The 16,176-nt window shown below is 62.3% G+C and carries 9 protein-coding genes and 3 rRNA genes; 1 reads left to right on the top strand and 11 read right to left on the bottom strand.

All coding sequences use genetic code 11. The features are described from left to right. Positions 1-121 precede the first annotated feature (121 nt). Positions 122-883, top strand: a complete 762-nt coding sequence (locus tag WS64_RS27605) for a 2OG-Fe(II) oxygenase (RefSeq protein ID WP_081103940.1) — start codon at positions 122-124, stop codon at positions 881-883. A 269-nt stretch (positions 884-1,152) separates the two neighbouring features. On the opposite strand, the gene WS64_RS27600 is transcribed toward WS64_RS27605, so the two are convergent. The 11 genes from WS64_RS27600 to phnS all read right to left on the bottom strand — a co-directional run bounded on the left by WS64_RS27600 (position 1,153) and on the right by phnS (position 16,144). Then, positions 1,153-2,577 (bottom strand): MFS transporter, encoded by a 1,425-nt coding sequence (locus WS64_RS27600; protein WP_060968319.1) that lies wholly within the window; start codon positions 2,575-2,577, stop codon positions 1,153-1,155. 557 nt (positions 2,578-3,134) lie between these two features. Further along, positions 3,135-3,247: ribosomal RNA gene (rrf, locus tag WS64_RS27595) — 5S ribosomal RNA — on the bottom strand. 228 nt (positions 3,248-3,475) lie between these two features. After that, a 23S ribosomal RNA gene (locus WS64_RS27590) occupies positions 3,476-6,356 on the bottom strand. A gap of 452 nt (positions 6,357-6,808) precedes the next feature. After that, positions 6,809-8,341 (bottom strand): 16S ribosomal RNA (locus WS64_RS27580). The 16S, 23S and 5S rRNA genes sit together here, the layout of an rRNA operon. A 508-nt stretch (positions 8,342-8,849) precedes the next feature. Continuing rightward, positions 8,850-9,404 (bottom strand): phosphonate degradation HD-domain oxygenase, encoded by a 555-nt coding sequence (locus tag WS64_RS27575; protein ID WP_060968317.1) that lies wholly within the window; start codon positions 9,402-9,404, stop codon positions 8,850-8,852. 4 nt (positions 9,405-9,408) lie between these two features. Further along, entirely contained in the window at positions 9,409-10,863 is a 1,455-nt protein-coding gene (gene phnY, locus WS64_RS27570; protein WP_060968316.1) for a phosphonoacetaldehyde dehydrogenase, read from the bottom strand. Continuing rightward, complete coding sequence (gene phnA, locus WS64_RS27565; RefSeq protein ID WP_060968315.1) at positions 10,860-12,170, bottom strand: phosphonoacetate hydrolase; 1,311 nt, start codon at positions 12,168-12,170, stop codon at positions 10,860-10,862. The genes phnY and phnA overlap by 4 nt, the downstream gene beginning before the upstream one ends. Continuing rightward, a complete protein-coding gene (gene phnV / locus WS64_RS27560; protein WP_060968314.1) occupies positions 12,167-13,027 on the bottom strand; it encodes a 2-aminoethylphosphonate ABC transport system, membrane component PhnV in 861 nt (286 codons plus the stop codon). The genes phnA and phnV overlap by 4 nt, the downstream gene beginning before the upstream one ends. After that, positions 13,017-13,937, bottom strand: a complete 921-nt coding sequence (gene phnU, locus WS64_RS27555; protein ID WP_060968313.1) for a 2-aminoethylphosphonate ABC transporter permease subunit — start codon at positions 13,935-13,937, stop codon at positions 13,017-13,019. Before phnU ends, phnV begins: the two co-directional genes overlap by 11 nt. Continuing rightward, positions 13,915-15,018 carry a 2-aminoethylphosphonate ABC transport system ATP-binding subunit PhnT gene (gene phnT / locus WS64_RS27550; protein WP_060968312.1) on the bottom strand — a complete coding sequence of 368 codons (1,104 nt, stop codon included), beginning with the start codon at positions 15,016-15,018 and terminating at the stop codon, positions 13,915-13,917. Before phnT ends, phnU begins: the two co-directional genes overlap by 23 nt. 34 nt (positions 15,019-15,052) lie before the next feature. Continuing rightward, the gene (gene phnS / locus WS64_RS27545) at positions 15,053-16,144 is read right to left on the bottom strand and encodes a 2-aminoethylphosphonate ABC transporter substrate-binding protein (protein WP_060968311.1); all 1,092 of its coding nucleotides are present in this window, start codon (positions 16,142-16,144) and stop codon (positions 15,053-15,055) included. Positions 16,145-16,176 lie beyond the last annotated feature (32 nt).

The following is a 16,176-nucleotide window of genomic DNA, read 5'->3' as shown; positions in this document are numbered from 1 at the left end:
TTGCCGGCCCAAATTAAAGCGCAAGATCTGGAACGTGCCGGCGCACGAACGCAGCTAGACTGGGTTCATCAACTTTCATCGTGAATCCGACCGTGCGCGACCGTACGACGCCGCACCGCCGATGCCCCGAGGTACGCCCGTGAACATTGCCGATCTGCAACCCGCCGTCGACTCGCAGGACATCGCGCAGCGCGTCGACACCCTCGACTGGCCGAGCGTCGATGCCGAGCTCGATCGCTACGGATGCGCGCGCGTGCCGGGCCTGATGTCGGCACGCGAGTGCGATGCACTCGCGTCGCTCTATCCGCGCGATGCGCTCTATCGTTCACGCGTCGTGATGGCGCGGCACGGCTTTGGCCGCGGCGAGTACAAGTATTTCGCATACCCGCTGCCCGCGGTCATCGCCGAGCTGCGCGCGACGATCTACCCGCATCTCGCGCCGATCGCGAATCGCTGGAACCAGGCGCTCGGATGCGACGTCCGTTATCCGGAAGACCATGCGACGTTCCTAGACCGCTGCCACGCGGCGGGACAGACGCGACCGACACCGCTGATCCTGCAATACGGTGCCGACGACTACAACTGCCTCCATCAGGACCTGTATGGCGAGCATGTGTTTCCGCTGCAGGTCGCGATCCTGCTGTCGGCGCCGGGCCGCGATTTCAGTGGCGGGGAATTCGTGCTGACGGAACAGCGGCCACGCATGCAGTCGCGTGCGGAAGTGGTGCCGCTGACACAAGGCGACGCGGTGATCTTCGCGGTACACGGCCGGCCCGTGCAGGGGACCCGCGGCGTCTATCGCGTCAACCTGCGCCACGGCGTGAGCCGGATTCGAAGCGGCCACCGCCATACGGTCGGCATCATCTTCCATGACGCGCAATAGCGGGCATCGGGCATCGGGACGGACGGCTGCTGTCTCGTCCCGCCCTGTCGCGCATCGCATTCATGGTCGCCGCGGCACCGCACGCTATCGTTCCGAAAGCGTTCCGACAATGCACGATCGACGAGAAGGCCGCGTGCCCGCAATGACTGAATACCGATTGCGCTGACCGTCAAGCGATCCACGCAGAAACGAATCGGCCACTTCAGGGTGAGCACTGCAGAACATCCGCGCTCACCTGTCGCCCCCGCCGATATGATCGGCAGTCCGGCCTATCCTCGCGCCATGTTGGCCCGCAGCCGGTCGCCGGCATCGGAGGCCAGTCGTGCATAGCCCGGCAACGTCAGCAGCGCGAGCACGCCCGCTGCGACGAACGCCCAGCGGAAATCGTCGAGCACGTAGTGCATGCCGGCCGCGTCGCCGCGCCCCCATGCCGCGAGCCGCAGCGACAATGCACCGAACGCGATCCCCATCCCGATCGTCATCTGCTGCGCGGCGCTCCACAGCGTGCTGGCCGCGCTCGTCTGCTGAGGCGGGATATCCGCATAGGCCAGTGTCGCGAGCGTCGTGAACTGCATCGACCGCGTGAGCCCGTAGACGAATACGACGAACAGCGTGATCGCCAGCGGCGTCGACGCGGTCAGCCAGCCGCATGCGATCGTGAAAATGCCGACGATCGTGACGTCGACGAGCGCAACGCGCCGGAAGCCGTAACGATCAAGGATCCACGACGTGCCCGCCTTCATCCCGAGATTGCCGAGCGCGCTCGCGAGCAGCAGCAGGCCGGACTGAAACGGCGATAGCCCGAAGCCGATCTGGAACAACAGTGGCAGCAGGTACGGGACGGCGTTGATCGCTATCCGCGTGATCGAGCCGGTGATCACGGTCACCGAGAACGTCGGCACCGTTAGCGTCGTGAAATCGAGCAGCGGATGCGCGCAGCGTCGCGCATGCAGCCAAGCGGCAATGCCGAACAGCACGCTCGCGCCCACCAGGACACCCGCGCGCGTGAAATCGACATCCTGCTGGCCAGCCGCTTCGGTGCCGATCAACAGGCAGGTCAATGCGCCGCCGGCCAGCACGAAGCCGACCCAGTCGAGCGGCCGTTGCTCGTCGGCCCGCGTATTCCGGACGATCAGCCAGGTACAAACGAGCGCGGCAAGGCCGAACGGGACATTCAACAGGAAGATCCATCTCCACGATGCATAGGTCGTGATGAAGCCGCCGATCGGCGGCCCGACGACCGGCGCGACGATCCCCGGCCACGTGATCGTCGCGATCGCGCGCATCAGCCTCGCCTTCTCGGTACTGCGCACGACGATCATCCGCCCGACCGGCACCATCATCGCCCCGCCGACACCCTGCAGCAGCCGGGCAGCCGTAAACGACATCACCCCTTCGGACAGCCCGCACAGCACCGACGCGCCGGTAAAGACGACGATCGCACTCGCAAAGACGGTGCGTGAACCATAGCGATCCGCGATCCAGCCGCTGATCGGGATGAATACCGCCAGCGCCAGCATGTAGGCCGTCATCCCGAGGCTCAGTGCGTTCGGTCCGACGCCGAAGGAGCGGGCCATTTGCGGCAGCGCGGTCGCGATCACCGTCGTGTCGAGGTACTCCATGAAGAAGGTCGCGGCGACGAGATACGGCAAGAAGTCGGTCGTCCGACCACTTTGAGCGGGGCTGTCAGTCATGAACGATGCAGAAGACGGAATGCAAAAAGCGCCGACCGCCGGCGGATGCAGGCAAGCACCGGGGAATCGGGACGAGCGATGATATTACCCCGAAGGGCTTGCTTCCCGCTCTGCCGGGCATGTCGCGCGAATGAACTTTATGCGCATAGATTTTTATGATGATGTCGTGCTGCGATCGCCGAGTGGTGCGTATGACACGGCGCCTCGAAGGACGGGCAGATGCAGGGATTTTCGTCAGTAGGCAGTATTCATCGATCATTGTCGATCAACATCGCTCATCATCAGCCATCGCAACATCGTCGCCGAATGTGCAATATTGGCCAGAATCGATCCTGAAGACGGATGGTACAGTTGGGAGGTGCTGGGAGATTCAGGACGGTACAACGGCCGCTACCCGAGAACAACGGAGCGCAGGATTGACCGGTCTGCACTGCTATTCATTACGTCGCAGCGGGACTCGGCGTAGGTAGCCTCGGTAATGCTTCGCCGCCGGCCTTTTGGGATGCCGAAATGCAAAAACCCCCGCCTTGTTGGGCGGGGGTTCTTGGCTTAGGGGAGCCTGACGATTACCTACTTTCACACGGGAATCCGCACTATCATCGGCGTAGAGTCGTTTCACGGTCCTGTTCGGGATGGGAAGGGGTGGGACCGACTCGCTATGGTCATCAGGCAAAGGGGGTTGTTGCGTTGCTTCGCAGCGCAACCAATCTTGGAAGAAGCAGTAATTTTGAGTTGTGTGTATCACACACGAGAATCCAACTTGTCTCGTCTTGCCACGCAAGTCACCGGTACTTCAACCGGCGCGCCGCATCGATCAGCTTCGCTGCTCGACGCTCTGCGTGGGATGCTCGTAAGTGCTGAAGCACTAACGATCATCGACACAAGGCAGACTTGTTATAGGATCAAGCCTTACGGGCAATTAGTATCGGTTAGCTGAACGCATTACTGCGCTTACACACCCGACCTATCAACGTCCTGGTCTCGAACGACCCTTCAAGGAGGTCAAGCCTCCAGGGATATCTCATCTTAAGGCGAGTTTCCCGCTTAGATGCTTTCAGCGGTTATCTCTTCCGAACATAGCTACCCGGCGATGCCACTGGCGTGACAACCGGTACACCAGAGGTTCGTCCACTCCGGTCCTCTCGTACTAGGAGCAGCCCCCTTCAAATATCCAACGCCCACGGCAGATAGGGACCAAACTGTCTCACGACGTTTTAAACCCAGCTCACGTACCTCTTTAAATGGCGAACAGCCATACCCTTGGGACCGGCTACAGCCCCAGGATGAGATGAGCCGACATCGAGGTGCCAAACACCGCCGTCGATATGAACTCTTGGGCGGTATCAGCCTGTTATCCCCAGAGTACCTTTTATCCGTTGAGCGATGGCCCTTCCATACAGAACCACCGGATCACTATGACCTGCTTTCGCACCTGCTCGACTTGTCGGTCTCGCAGTTAAGCACGCTTATGCCATTGCACTATCAGCACGATTTCCGACCGTACCTAGCGTACCTTCGTACTCCTCCGTTACGCTTTGGGAGGAGACCGCCCCAGTCAAACTGCCTACCATGCACTGTCCCCGACCCGGATCACGGGCCAAGGTTAGAACCTCAAACAAACCAGGGTGGTATTTCAAGGACGGCTCCACCGAAACTAGCGTTCCGGCTTCATAGCCTCCCACCTATCCTACACAGATCGGTTCAAAGTCCAATGCAAAGCTACAGTAAAGGTTCATGGGGTCTTTCCGTCTAGCCGCGGGTAGATTGCATCATCACAAACACTTCAACTTCGCTGAGTCTCGGGAGGAGACAGTGTGGCCATCGTTACGCCATTCGTGCAGGTCGGAACTTACCCGACAAGGAATTTCGCTACCTTAGGACCGTTATAGTTACGGCCGCCGTTTACCGGGACTTCAATCAAGAGCTTGCACCCCATCATTTAATCTTCCGGCACCGGGCAGGCGTCACACCCTATACGTCCACTTTCGTGTTTGCAGAGTGCTGTGTTTTTATTAAACAGTCGCAGCCACCAGTTTATTGCAACCCCTTCACCCTCCTGGCGCAGGCCAGTCAAGCTACAAGGGCGTACCTTATCCCGAAGTTACGGTACCAATTTGCCGAGTTCCTTCTCCCGAGTTCTCTCAAGCGCCTTAGAATACTCATCTCGCCCACCTGTGTCGGTTTGCGGTACGGTCATCGTTAGACTGAAGCTTAGAGGCTTTTCTTGGAACCACTTCCAATTGCTTCGCTCCCGAAGGAGCTCGCGCCACACCCTTGAATCCCGCGCCCGGATTTGCCTAAGCGCCTTCTCCAATGCAGCGACCGGGACGTCCAACACCCGGACAACCTTCCGCGATCCGTCCCCCCATCGCATCTAACAATGGTGCAGGAATATTGACCTGCTTCCCATCAGCTACGCATTTCTGCCTCGCCTTAGGGGCCGACTCACCCTACGCCGATGAACGTTGCGTAGGAAACCTTGGGCTTACGGCGAGGGGGCCTTTCACCCCCTTTATCGCTACTCATGTCAGCATTCGCACTTCCGATACCTCCAGCACCCTTTACAAGGCACCTTCGCAGGCTTACGGAACGCTCTCCTACCATGCGAGCAAGCTCGCATCCGCAGCTTCGGTATATAGCTTAGCCCCGTTACATCTTCCGCGCAGGACGACTCGATCAGTGAGCTATTACGCTTTCTTTAAAGGGTGGCTGCTTCTAAGCCAACCTCCTGACTGTTTTAGCCTTCCCACTTCGTTTCCCACTTAGCTATATTTGGGGACCTTAGCTGGCGGTCTGGGTTGTTTCCCTCTTGACACCGGACGTTAGCACCCGATGTCTGTCTCCCGTGATTGCACTCTTCGGTATTCGGAGTTTGCTATGGCGGGGTAATCTGCAATAGACCCCCCAACCATGACAGTGCTCTACCCCCGAAGGTGAGACACGAGGCACTACCTAAATAGTTTTCGGAGAGAACCAGCTATTTCCAGGTTTGTTTAGCCTTTCACCCCTATCCACAGCTCATCCCCTAACTTTTCAACGTTAGTGGGTTCGGACCTCCAGTACGTGTTACCGCACCTTCATCCTGGCCATGGATAGATCACCTGGTTTCGGGTCTACGCCCAGCAACTGAACGCCCTATTCGGACTCGCTTTCGCTACGCCTGCCCTATACGGTTAAGCTTGCTACTGAACGTAAGTCGCTGACCCATTATACAAAAGGTACGCCGTCACCCCTTGCGAGGCTCCGACTGTTTGTATGCATGCGGTTTCAGGATCTATTTCACTCCCCTCCCGGGGTTCTTTTCGCCTTTCCCTCACGGTACTGGTTCACTATCGGTCGATCACGAGTATTTAGCCTTGGAGGATGGTCCCCCCATCTTCAGACAGGATTTCACGTGTCCCGCCCTACTTGTCGCACACCTAGTTCTTTCATACTGTTTTCGCCTACAGGGCTATCACCTGCTATGGCCGCACTTTCCAGAGCGTTCGGCTAACAATACAAATAAAGAGTGCAAGGCTCATCCCATTTCGCTCGCCACTACTTTGGGAATCTCGGTTGATTTCTTTTCCTGCGGTTACTTAGATGTTTCAGTTCACCGCGTTCGCTTCACATGGCCTATGTATTCAGCCATGGATACTCCATAAGGAGTGGGTTTCCCCATTCGGACATCTACGGATCAAAGCTCGTTTGCCAGCTCCCCGTAGCTTTTCGCAGGCTACCGCGTCCTTCATCGCCTGTGATCGCCAAGGCATCCACCACATGCACTTGTTCGCTTGACCCTATAACGAGTCTGTCTCATGTCGGCCATCGTTAGCGCTTTAGCGCTTACGAGGGCCCCATCCCCGCATGGGGGACGACAGCCGCTACAGGTTGAGTTCTCGCGTTGTGCCGTATTCCAAAATCGAGCCGAACAATGAAGTTCGAATCATCTTGAGATACATCGATACAATCACAACCCGGATAGTTTCCACGTCCATCTCAAAGACGCTTCCGCTATCCAAATTACTTACTTCTTCCAGATTGTTAAAGAACGACAGCCGATACATCCTTCGTACCGCTCTGACTGGCTCAATCGCCAATGAGAAAAACTCGAATCAAACTTCATTCGAATGTTTGTCATTGAAGATTATTGAAAGCGGCCGGCATGATAACCGGTTTAAACCGCAGACAGCTAGTCTGTCTTAATCAACAGCCGATAAGCGTGAGCGCTCAACTATGCGAGAAGCTCTGGAAAGGAGGTGATCCAGCCGCACCTTCCGATACGGCTACCTTGTTACGACTTCACCCCAGTCATGAATCCTACCGTGGTGACCGTCCTCCTTGCGGTTAGACTAGCCACTTCTGGTAAAACCCACTCCCATGGTGTGACGGGCGGTGTGTACAAGACCCGGGAACGTATTCACCGCGGCATGCTGATCCGCGATTACTAGCGATTCCAGCTTCATGCACTCGAGTTGCAGAGTGCAATCCGGACTACGATCGGTTTTCTGGGATTAGCTCCCCCTCGCGGGTTGGCAACCCTCTGTTCCGACCATTGTATGACGTGTGAAGCCCTACCCATAAGGGCCATGAGGACTTGACGTCATCCCCACCTTCCTCCGGTTTGTCACCGGCAGTCTCCTTAGAGTGCTCTTGCGTAGCAACTAAGGACAAGGGTTGCGCTCGTTGCGGGACTTAACCCAACATCTCACGACACGAGCTGACGACAGCCATGCAGCACCTGTGCGCCGGTTCTCTTTCGAGCACTCCCGCCTCTCAGCAGGATTCCGACCATGTCAAGGGTAGGTAAGGTTTTTCGCGTTGCATCGAATTAATCCACATCATCCACCGCTTGTGCGGGTCCCCGTCAATTCCTTTGAGTTTTAATCTTGCGACCGTACTCCCCAGGCGGTCAACTTCACGCGTTAGCTACGTTACTAAGGAAATGAATCCCCAACAACTAGTTGACATCGTTTAGGGCGTGGACTACCAGGGTATCTAATCCTGTTTGCTCCCCACGCTTTCGTGCATGAGCGTCAGTATTGGCCCAGGGGGCTGCCTTCGCCATCGGTATTCCTCCACATCTCTACGCATTTCACTGCTACACGTGGAATTCTACCCCCCTCTGCCATACTCTAGCCTGCCAGTCACCAATGCAGTTCCCAGGTTGAGCCCGGGGATTTCACATCGGTCTTAGCAAACCGCCTGCGCACGCTTTACGCCCAGTAATTCCGATTAACGCTTGCACCCTACGTATTACCGCGGCTGCTGGCACGTAGTTAGCCGGTGCTTATTCTTCCGGTACCGTCATCCCCCGACTGTATTAGAGCCAGGGATTTCTTTCCGGACAAAAGTGCTTTACAACCCGAAGGCCTTCTTCACACACGCGGCATTGCTGGATCAGGCTTTCGCCCATTGTCCAAAATTCCCCACTGCTGCCTCCCGTAGGAGTCTGGGCCGTGTCTCAGTCCCAGTGTGGCTGGTCGTCCTCTCAGACCAGCTACTGATCGTCGCCTTGGTAGGCCTTTACCCCACCAACTAGCTAATCAGCCATCGGCCAACCCTATAGCGCGAGGCCCGAAGGTCCCCCGCTTTCATCCATGGATCGTATGCGGTATTAATCCGGCTTTCGCCGGGCTATCCCCCACTACAGGACATGTTCCGATGTATTACTCACCCGTTCGCCACTCGCCACCAGGTGCAAGCACCCGTGCTGCCGTTCGACTTGCATGTGTAAGGCATGCCGCCAGCGTTCAATCTGAGCCAGGATCAAACTCTTCAGTTCAAACCTGTTACTGTTTTCGGTTCCGTAGAACCGGTCGCTCACTCAAAGCTGACAGGAATATGAATCACTTCATAAACCTGACTTACTTTAGTGTGAGACTCTTGATACTTTCGCTATCTGATCCGAGGATCAGCTCGCTTTCATCAAGCGCCCACACTTATCGGCTGTTAATTTTTAAAGAGCATGTCTGCGAGAACCCTGAGGTTTCTCAGCAGCGCTGCGTTTTCAGCAGCAGAGAAGCGAGATTATGAACCGTGTTTCGCAGCTCGTCAACAACTTTCTGAACGACTTCGTTGCGACTGCGGGCCCAACTTCCTGCGCCGCCGCGGCTCGTTACCACCGAACCTCAACAGCACCGCTTCCCTTTCTCCCGCGCCGCGTTTCCGTTAGCGCGAAAGAGGCGTGATTCTAAGCAGCTCGCGGCATTCGCGCAAGGGATTTCGCAAAAAATTTAAGGGGCCGCACGCTGCCGCGTGCGGCCCCTTAAATATGCAAGCAGCCGGCCCCGTCAGACGGCCGCGCGCATCTGGCGCGCGACGATCTCCATATAGTGATCGAGATCCGGCGTCACCTTGCCTTGCTTCTTCGCCGTGTCGTCCCAGCGGCGCAGACGCAGCGCGTCCTCCGCGTACGGGCGCTGCAGAAACGCCGCCGCCTCGTCGTCGCTGAAAATGCCGCCCTGCAACGCAAGACTGCGCACCGAGTCCGGCGACAGGCTCTCGAAGTAGCCGGCGTCCGTGCGGCACAGGCAGCGCTTCGCGTCGACGTGCAGCCGGATCGGTTCCAGCACCGCGTCGGAAAACAGCGCCCGCAGGAACGGCAGCACGTAATACTGGTGCAGATCGTCTATCCCGCGCGCGCTCGGCGTCTCGCCCTGACGATTCAGCAGATGGCCGAGATCGTGCAGGAACGCCGCCGCGACCAGCGCTTCGTCGGCCCCGGACTCCTCCGCGAGCAATCCGCTCTGCAATGCATGTTCGAGCTGCGTGACCGGTTCGCCGCTATAGGCCACATGGCCATGCTCGCGATACAGCGCGTGAATCTCGTCCATCGTCAGTGCCATTCGTTTACTCCCAAGGCAGCGAGAACGTCTTCAGGTTCGTGAAGCTCTTCATCGCCTCCTGGACGCCCTCCTTGTACCCGAGCCCCGAATCCTTGATCCCGCCGAACGGCGACAGTTCGATCCGGTATCCCGGCACTTCCCACACGTTCACCGTGCCGACTTTCAGCTCGTTCACGAAGCGCACGACGGCCGCCGTGCTGTCCGTACAGACGCCCGACGACAGCCCGAACGCCGTGCCGTTGCTGATCCGGATCGCGTCGTCAATCGTATCGAACGCGATGACGGGCGACACGGGCCCGAACGTCTCCTCGCGCACGATCGTCATCGACGGATCGACGTTGTCGAGCACGGTCGGCGCGTACAGCGCGCCGCGCCGCACGTTGCCCGTCAGCAGGCGCGCGCCCTGCGCCACCGCCTCGTTGACGCGCGCCTCGAACAGCCGCGCCGCCGCTTCGTCGATCACGGTGCCCATTTCGTTCGCGGGATCGAACGGATCGCCGTGTTTCCATGCACGTGTCTTTTCGACGAGCAAGTCGGTGAACGCCGGCGCGATCGAGCGCTGCACCAGTATCCGCTTGACGGCCGTACATCGCTGGCCCGAATTCCGATACGACCCGCACACCGCCAGCGACGCCGCACGGTCGAGATCGGCATCGGCGAGGACGATCAGCGGATCGTTGCCGCCCAGCTCCAGCACGATGCGCCGGTAGCCGGCCCGCGCGGCAATCGCCTTGCCGATCGCGACGCCGCCCGTGAACGTGATCAGCGACGCATGCGGATGCGTGACGAGCTCGTCCGCGATTTCGGCCGGGTTGCCGGTCAGCACCTGCAGCATCGGCTCCGGCAGCCCGGCTTCGTACAGCAGATCGGCCAGATAGAACGCCGACAGCGGCACCTTCTCCGACGGCTTCACGATCACGCGGTTGTTGGTCGCGATCGCCGGGGCGATCTTGTGCGCGACCTGGTTCATCGGATGATTGAACGGCGTGATCGCGACGATCACGCCGTCGAGCGGCTGGCGCTGCGAGAACACGCGCCGCGCCTTGCCGTGGGGCGTCAGGTCGCACGAAAAACTCTGCGCGTCGTCGCGCAACGCCTCGACCGCGGCGAACTTCAGCACGTCGGCGACACGGCCGATCTCGTAGCGGGAATCCTGTTTCGACAGCCCCGACTCGAGCGTGATCAGGTCGGACGCTTCGTCGGCACGTTCGCGCAACAGCGCGGCCGCACGTTCGAGAATCTGCGAACGCTCGTAGCGCGTCAGCGCCGGCCGGTACGCCATCGCGTAATCGAACGCGGCGCGCACGTCGTCGACGCTCGCCAGCGGCGCCGTACCGACACGCGTGCCGGTGTACGGATCGGTGACGTCGAACACACGGGCGCGCGGCGCGCGCGTGCCGCACCACCGCAGCGCCTCGGCGCGGAACGCCGGGTGGTCTTGCCGGGGATGAGCCATCATGTCGCGATCCGGTTCAACACGAAATCGAACACGTCGAAGTTGCGCGGGCGACGTGAGGGATCGTCCCGCTCGATGCGGCGATTGAACAGCAGCGGCACCTCCTGCTCGGACACGCCGCCATGCGAACGCAATGGCACCGTGAGGCCCGACAGATCGTGTTCGCGCTCGCGCGTGCCGAGCGTCATGTCGCGACGGCCGATCACGACGAGATCGCCGATCCGGTCGGCCGGCAGTTCGAAACGTGCCGCGGCTTCCGCGTTGTCGAGCACGAGCTCGACGTCGTCGAGGCCGCCGACACGCCACATCGCCTCGGCCCGGTCGACGCCCGGCGCCAGGTAGATCGTCGCAAACGAACCGAGCGCGCCGTGATGGACAACGTACGGATCGGTAATCGGCAGGATCACGCGCGCAGCCTGCGTGCCGTACCAGCCGTCGAAAGCGTCTTGCAGATAGATCACGTTCGGGCGCCCCGTCGCCGGATCGTGCTTCGCGTTCATCCCGTGGTCGGCCGTGAGCCCGATCGCCCACCCGAGCGCGTCGAGCTGCGCGAGATAGCCGTCCATCATCGCGTAGAACGCGTTCGCGCCGGCACTGCCCGGCTCGCATTTGTGCTGCACGTAGTCGGTGGTGGACAGGTACATCAGGTCGACCTGGCGCGTCTGCGCGAGCCGCACGCCGGCCGCGAACACGAATTCGGACAACGCCGCGCTGTATACATCCGGCGACGGCAGGCCGACCCAGTCGAGCACGTCGACGATCCCGTTTTCCGCGAGATTGGCCTGCGCGGCCTTCTCGGCCGAAAAGCAGACGCCGTTCAGTTGCCAGCCGAGCAGCCGGAGCAGCTTGTCCTTCGCGGTCACGACGGCCACCCGCGCGCCGGCGTCGGACGCCGCCGCGAGCAGCGTGCCGGCGCGCAGGTAGGCCGGGTCGTTCATCATGACTTCGGCGCCGCGCCCGCCGTCGGCGGCCGGATCCCAGAAATAGTTGCCGCAGATGCCGTGGACCGACGGCGGCACGCCGCAGACGATCGACAGGTTGTTCGGGTTGGTGAAGGTCGGCACGACGCAATCGCCGCGCCACGCGGTGCCTTCCGCGATCATCCGGGCGATGAACGGTGCGACGCCAGCCGCCACCGCGCGTTCGAGGTAATCGTATTCGCAGCCGTCGACACAGACGACGACGGTCGGCTCGACCGGCAGCCGGTAGCGTCGGCCGTTGACGTCGATCGAGCGTCCCGCGAGATTCGCCGACCCGTTGCCGGCGGCCGGTTGCTCGCCGGGGCGCCGCAATGCGAACGCGGCGTTCACGATACCGCCCGCTTGCCGCGCGGCACGCGCGCGGCGATCAGCAGCAGCGCCGCGAGCGACGCGCCGAGCATCAGCAGCGACAGCGCGGACGCCGGCAGGTAATAGCCGCGCTCCACCTGCCCGATCACGACGATCGGCACGGTCGCGAAACCGGGCGGATACACCGTCAGCGTCGCGCCGAGCTCGCCGAGCGACAGCGCGAAGCCAAGCGCGAGGCTCGCGCGCAGCGCCGGCACGAGTTGCGGCAGCAGCACGCGGCGCAGCACCATCGCGGGCGGCGCACCGAGGCTCGCCGCGGCTTCGCGCAGCACGGTCAGCTCCGGACGCAGCGCGGCGGCCGCGCAGCGATAGCAGAACGGCAGAATCAGCGCGAGCTGCACCAGCACGACGATCGCCGCGGAGCTCGACAGGTCGAGCGGCTTCTGGTGATACGCGATCAGCACCGCGAGCCCGAGCACGACGCTCGGCACGCCGTTCGGCACCATCACGAGCGCGTCGACGACCGCGCCGAGGCCGCGCCGATCGCGCCCTTCGAGCGCGAGCGCCAGCCACAACCCGACGAGGGTCCCGAGCGCCGAGACGCCGAAGCCGATTTCGAGGCTCGTCAGCAGCGCGTCGTATTCCTGCGACCCGAGCCGCTCGAACCACCGCAGGCTGTAGCCGGCCGGCAGGATCGTGCCCGACCACTGCGTCGACACGCTCGACAGCGCGACGACGATCACCGGCAGCACGAACAGCCAGAAGCACGCGAACGCGGCCAGCGCGAGCGCGGCGCGCGACGCATGCGCGAGCAACGCGTCGGTCCAGCCGATCCGGTGACGCGGCACGGCCTGCCCGATACGAAATTCAGCGGACATCGTTTCCTCCCGTCGCACGCCGGTTCACCCGGCGATAAACCGCATACAGCGCCAGCGACAGCGACAACATCACGACCGCGCCGGCCGACGCGGTCGGCAGGTCGAGATCGACTGTTGCGCTGCTGTAGATCGCGACCGGCAGCGTGACGAGCCGCGCACTGCCGAGCACGAGCAGGATACCGAACTCGTTCAACGTCAGCAGGAAGCACAGCACGGTGCCGGCGGCGATGCCCGGCCACGCGATCGGCAGCACGACGCGGCGCGCGAGCATCCAGCCGGGCGCGCCGAGGCTGCGCGCGGCTTCGATCAGCCGCAGGTCGAGCGTCGCGAACGACGCGAGCGTCGGCCGCACGACGAACGGCGTGTAGAACACGGTCTGCGCGAGGATCACGCCGCCTATGCCGAACAGGAAGTCCAGCGGCGGATTCTCGAGATGGAACAGATGTTGCAGCGCGATGCCGATCGAGCCTTGCGAGCCGTACAGGAAGATCAGCGTGAACGCGACGAGAAACGACGGAAACGCGACGTACAGCTCCAGGAAACGCGTGACGAGCGACGCGCCCGGGAACGGCCTGAAGAACAGCAGCGCGGCCAGCAGCACGCCAAGCACCGACGCGGTGCCGGCGCTCGCGAACAGCACGCCGAGCGTCGTCAGCAGCACGTTGCGCGTGTCGGGATTGCCGAAGAAGGTACGGTACGCGGCAAGACTCAGCCCGTGGTCGGCCGACACGCTCAGCAGCACGAGCCGCACCAGCGGATAGACGACGAGCGGGCCCAGCACGACGATCGCCAGCACAGCCAGGTGCAGGTCGCCGATGCGCCTGCGGCGCCGCGCGGCGGCGGCGTGCGCGGCGGCCGACGCGAGCACGTGCGGCGGCAGGCCGGCTTCAGGGCTCGATAAGGACGACATCGTCTGCCTCGCAATGCAGGGAAACGCGCGCACCGCGCTCGGGGGCCGCGCCGCGGCCGCGTTGCATCGTCACGCGCACGGGCTCGTCGGGCGCCGCGTCGATCACGACCGCGATCGACAGGTCCGCGCCCTGCCATTCGACCGACGACACCGTGCCATGCAGGCCACCGGCGGCGGGCGGTATCACGGTCAGGCGCTCGGGGCGCACGCACGCGACCTTGTCGCGCACCTCGTGGCGCGGATCGCCGAGCGGGAAGATCACGTGCGGCGGCAACAGGTTCGCCGGGCCGAGATAGCGCGCGACGTAGCCGTCGCGCGGTGCGTCGTACAACTGCTGCGGCGTGCCGAGCTGCGCGATGCGGCCGTCGCGCATCAGCAGCGCACGGTCGGACAGCACGAGCGCGTCGTCGCGGTCGTGCGTCACGCACACGACGGTCAGGTTCGGCAAGCGCTCGTGCAGCGCCTTCAGCTCGCTGCGCACCGACGCGCGCAGGTTGGCGTCGAGCGCCGACAGCGGCTCGTCGAGCAGCAGCACGTCGGGCTCGATCACGAGCGCGCGCGCCAGCGCGACGCGCTGCTGCATCCCGCCCGACAGTTGCGCGGGCAGGTGGTGGCCCGCATCGCCGAGCTGCACCAGCTTCAGCGCATCGGCGACGCGGCGCGTCACTTCCGACGACGCCATGCCGCGGGCGCGCAGCCCGAATGCGACGTTCTCGAACACCGACAGGTGCGGGAACAGCGCGTAATTCTGGAACAGCAGACCGAGATTGCGCTTGTGCGGCGGCGCATAGGTCAGGTCGCGTCCGGCCACGGTCAGCGTGCCGGTCAGGCCGTCGGCCTTCACGAACCCGGCGATGAAGCGCAGCAGCGTGGTCTTGCCGCAGCCGCTCTTGCCGAGCACGGTCAGAAATTCGCCGGCGCCGATCGACAGCGACAGATCGTCCAGCACCGTGCGTGCGCCGTAGCGCACGCTCAGATGCTCGATCCGCACGCCGCCCGGCGCGCCGGACCGCGGCGTCGCGTGCGGTTCGGCGGCGCCGAATGCGCCGGGATGGGTCAGGGCGGTGTCCACCGGGTTCATCCTCTTGCTCGCTGATACAGGCGGCGTGCGCCGCTCACTTCGGCTTGACGACGTCGAGCGGCTTGCCCGAGCTGCCGATCACGTCCTTCTTCCAGCGCTCGATCCATTCAGGCTTCTTCGCCATCACCTGGCTCCAGTCGACCGGAATCAGCTTCACGCCCGCGATCGCCTTCTTGACCGCTTCGCCGTTCTTGCCGGCCAGCGGCACGTCGGTGCGGCCCGGGATGCCGTACATGTCCGGCACCTTCGACTGCACCTCCGTCGACATCAGATAGTCGATCAGCTTCCTGCCGGCATCCTGGTTCGGGCCGCTCTTGATCAGGCCGATGCCGTACGGGAGCTGGAACGTGGTCGGCTGGTCGCCATCCTTCGCGGCCAGGAAGATCGGCTTGACGGACAGCGCGCCGTGTTCGGCGTCGTCGAGGTCCATCTGCAGATCGCCGTTCGCGACGCTGATCTCGTTACGCGACAGCAGCACGTTCAGGTATCCGGTGCCCTTCGTGTGGAACTTCACGCTCTGCGACAGCTTCGCGAGGTAGTCGAATGCCTTGTCCTCGCCCATCAGCGACGTCGTCAGGATCAGCACGGCCATCCCGTCGCCGGCCGTGGCCGGGTTCGAGTACGCGACCTTGCCGGCGTAGGCCGGCGCGAGCAGGTCGGCGAACGTCTTCGGCTGGTTTTTCACGACGTCCGGATTGATCGCGAACGAGAAGTAGTTGTTCACGAACGTCGCCCACGTGCCGTCCTCGGCCTTCGCGATGGCCGGCACGTTCTTGTAGTTCACGCTCTGGTACGGCTGCAGCAGGCCCATCTGGCCGGCCTGCTGGATGAACGGCGGCAACGTGACGATCACGTCGGCCTTCGGGGAGCTCTTCTCGATGTTCGCGCGGTTCACCACCTCGCCGCTGCCCGCCGTCACGATGTTGACCTTCACGCCTTCCTTCTTCTCGAAAGCCGGCAGCACATCGCGATAGAGATTCTCGAGACCGTCCGCCGTGTACAGCACGACCGCGCTTGCCGCATGCGCCGGCAGCGCGGCGCCTTGCAGCAGACCGGCGGCGCAGGCGGCCAGCGCGAGCTTGCGGAACGCGCCGGCAGCGGCGCGCGAGGGTTTCTGCAGTGTCATCTCACTTCTCCGTAGGCGGAACACCAAACGGC

The sequence above is a fragment of the Burkholderia anthina genome (assembly GCF_001547525.1).
GTDB lineage: Bacteria > Pseudomonadota > Gammaproteobacteria > Burkholderiales > Burkholderiaceae > Burkholderia > Burkholderia semiarida.
Note: the sequence above shows the minus strand (reverse complement) of the source record. Positions and strands in the feature narration are given on the sequence as shown.

Excerpts from the sequence above, each read along its gene's own strand:
- phnT (WP_060968312.1), bottom strand. The coding sequence starts at position 15,018 with ATGAACCCGGTGGACACCGCCCTGACCCATCCCGGCGCATTCGGCGCC.
- WS64_RS27575 (WP_060968317.1), bottom strand. The coding sequence starts at position 9,404 with ATGGCACTGACGATGGACGAGATTCACGCGCTGTATCGCGAGCATGGC.
- phnU (WP_060968313.1), bottom strand. The coding sequence starts at position 13,937 with ATGTCGTCCTTATCGAGCCCTGAAGCCGGCCTGCCGCCGCACGTGCTC.
- phnY (WP_060968316.1), bottom strand. The coding sequence starts at position 10,863 with ATGATGGCTCATCCCCGGCAAGACCACCCGGCGTTCCGCGCCGAGGCG.
- WS64_RS27600 (WP_060968319.1), bottom strand. The coding sequence starts at position 2,577 with ATGACTGACAGCCCCGCTCAAAGTGGTCGGACGACCGACTTCTTGCCG.
- phnS (WP_060968311.1), bottom strand. The coding sequence starts at position 16,144 with ATGACACTGCAGAAACCCTCGCGCGCCGCTGCCGGCGCGTTCCGCAAG.
- phnV (WP_060968314.1), bottom strand. The coding sequence starts at position 13,027 with ATGTCCGCTGAATTTCGTATCGGGCAGGCCGTGCCGCGTCACCGGATC.
- WS64_RS27605 (WP_081103940.1), top strand. The coding sequence starts at position 122 with ATGCCCCGAGGTACGCCCGTGAACATTGCCGATCTGCAACCCGCCGTC.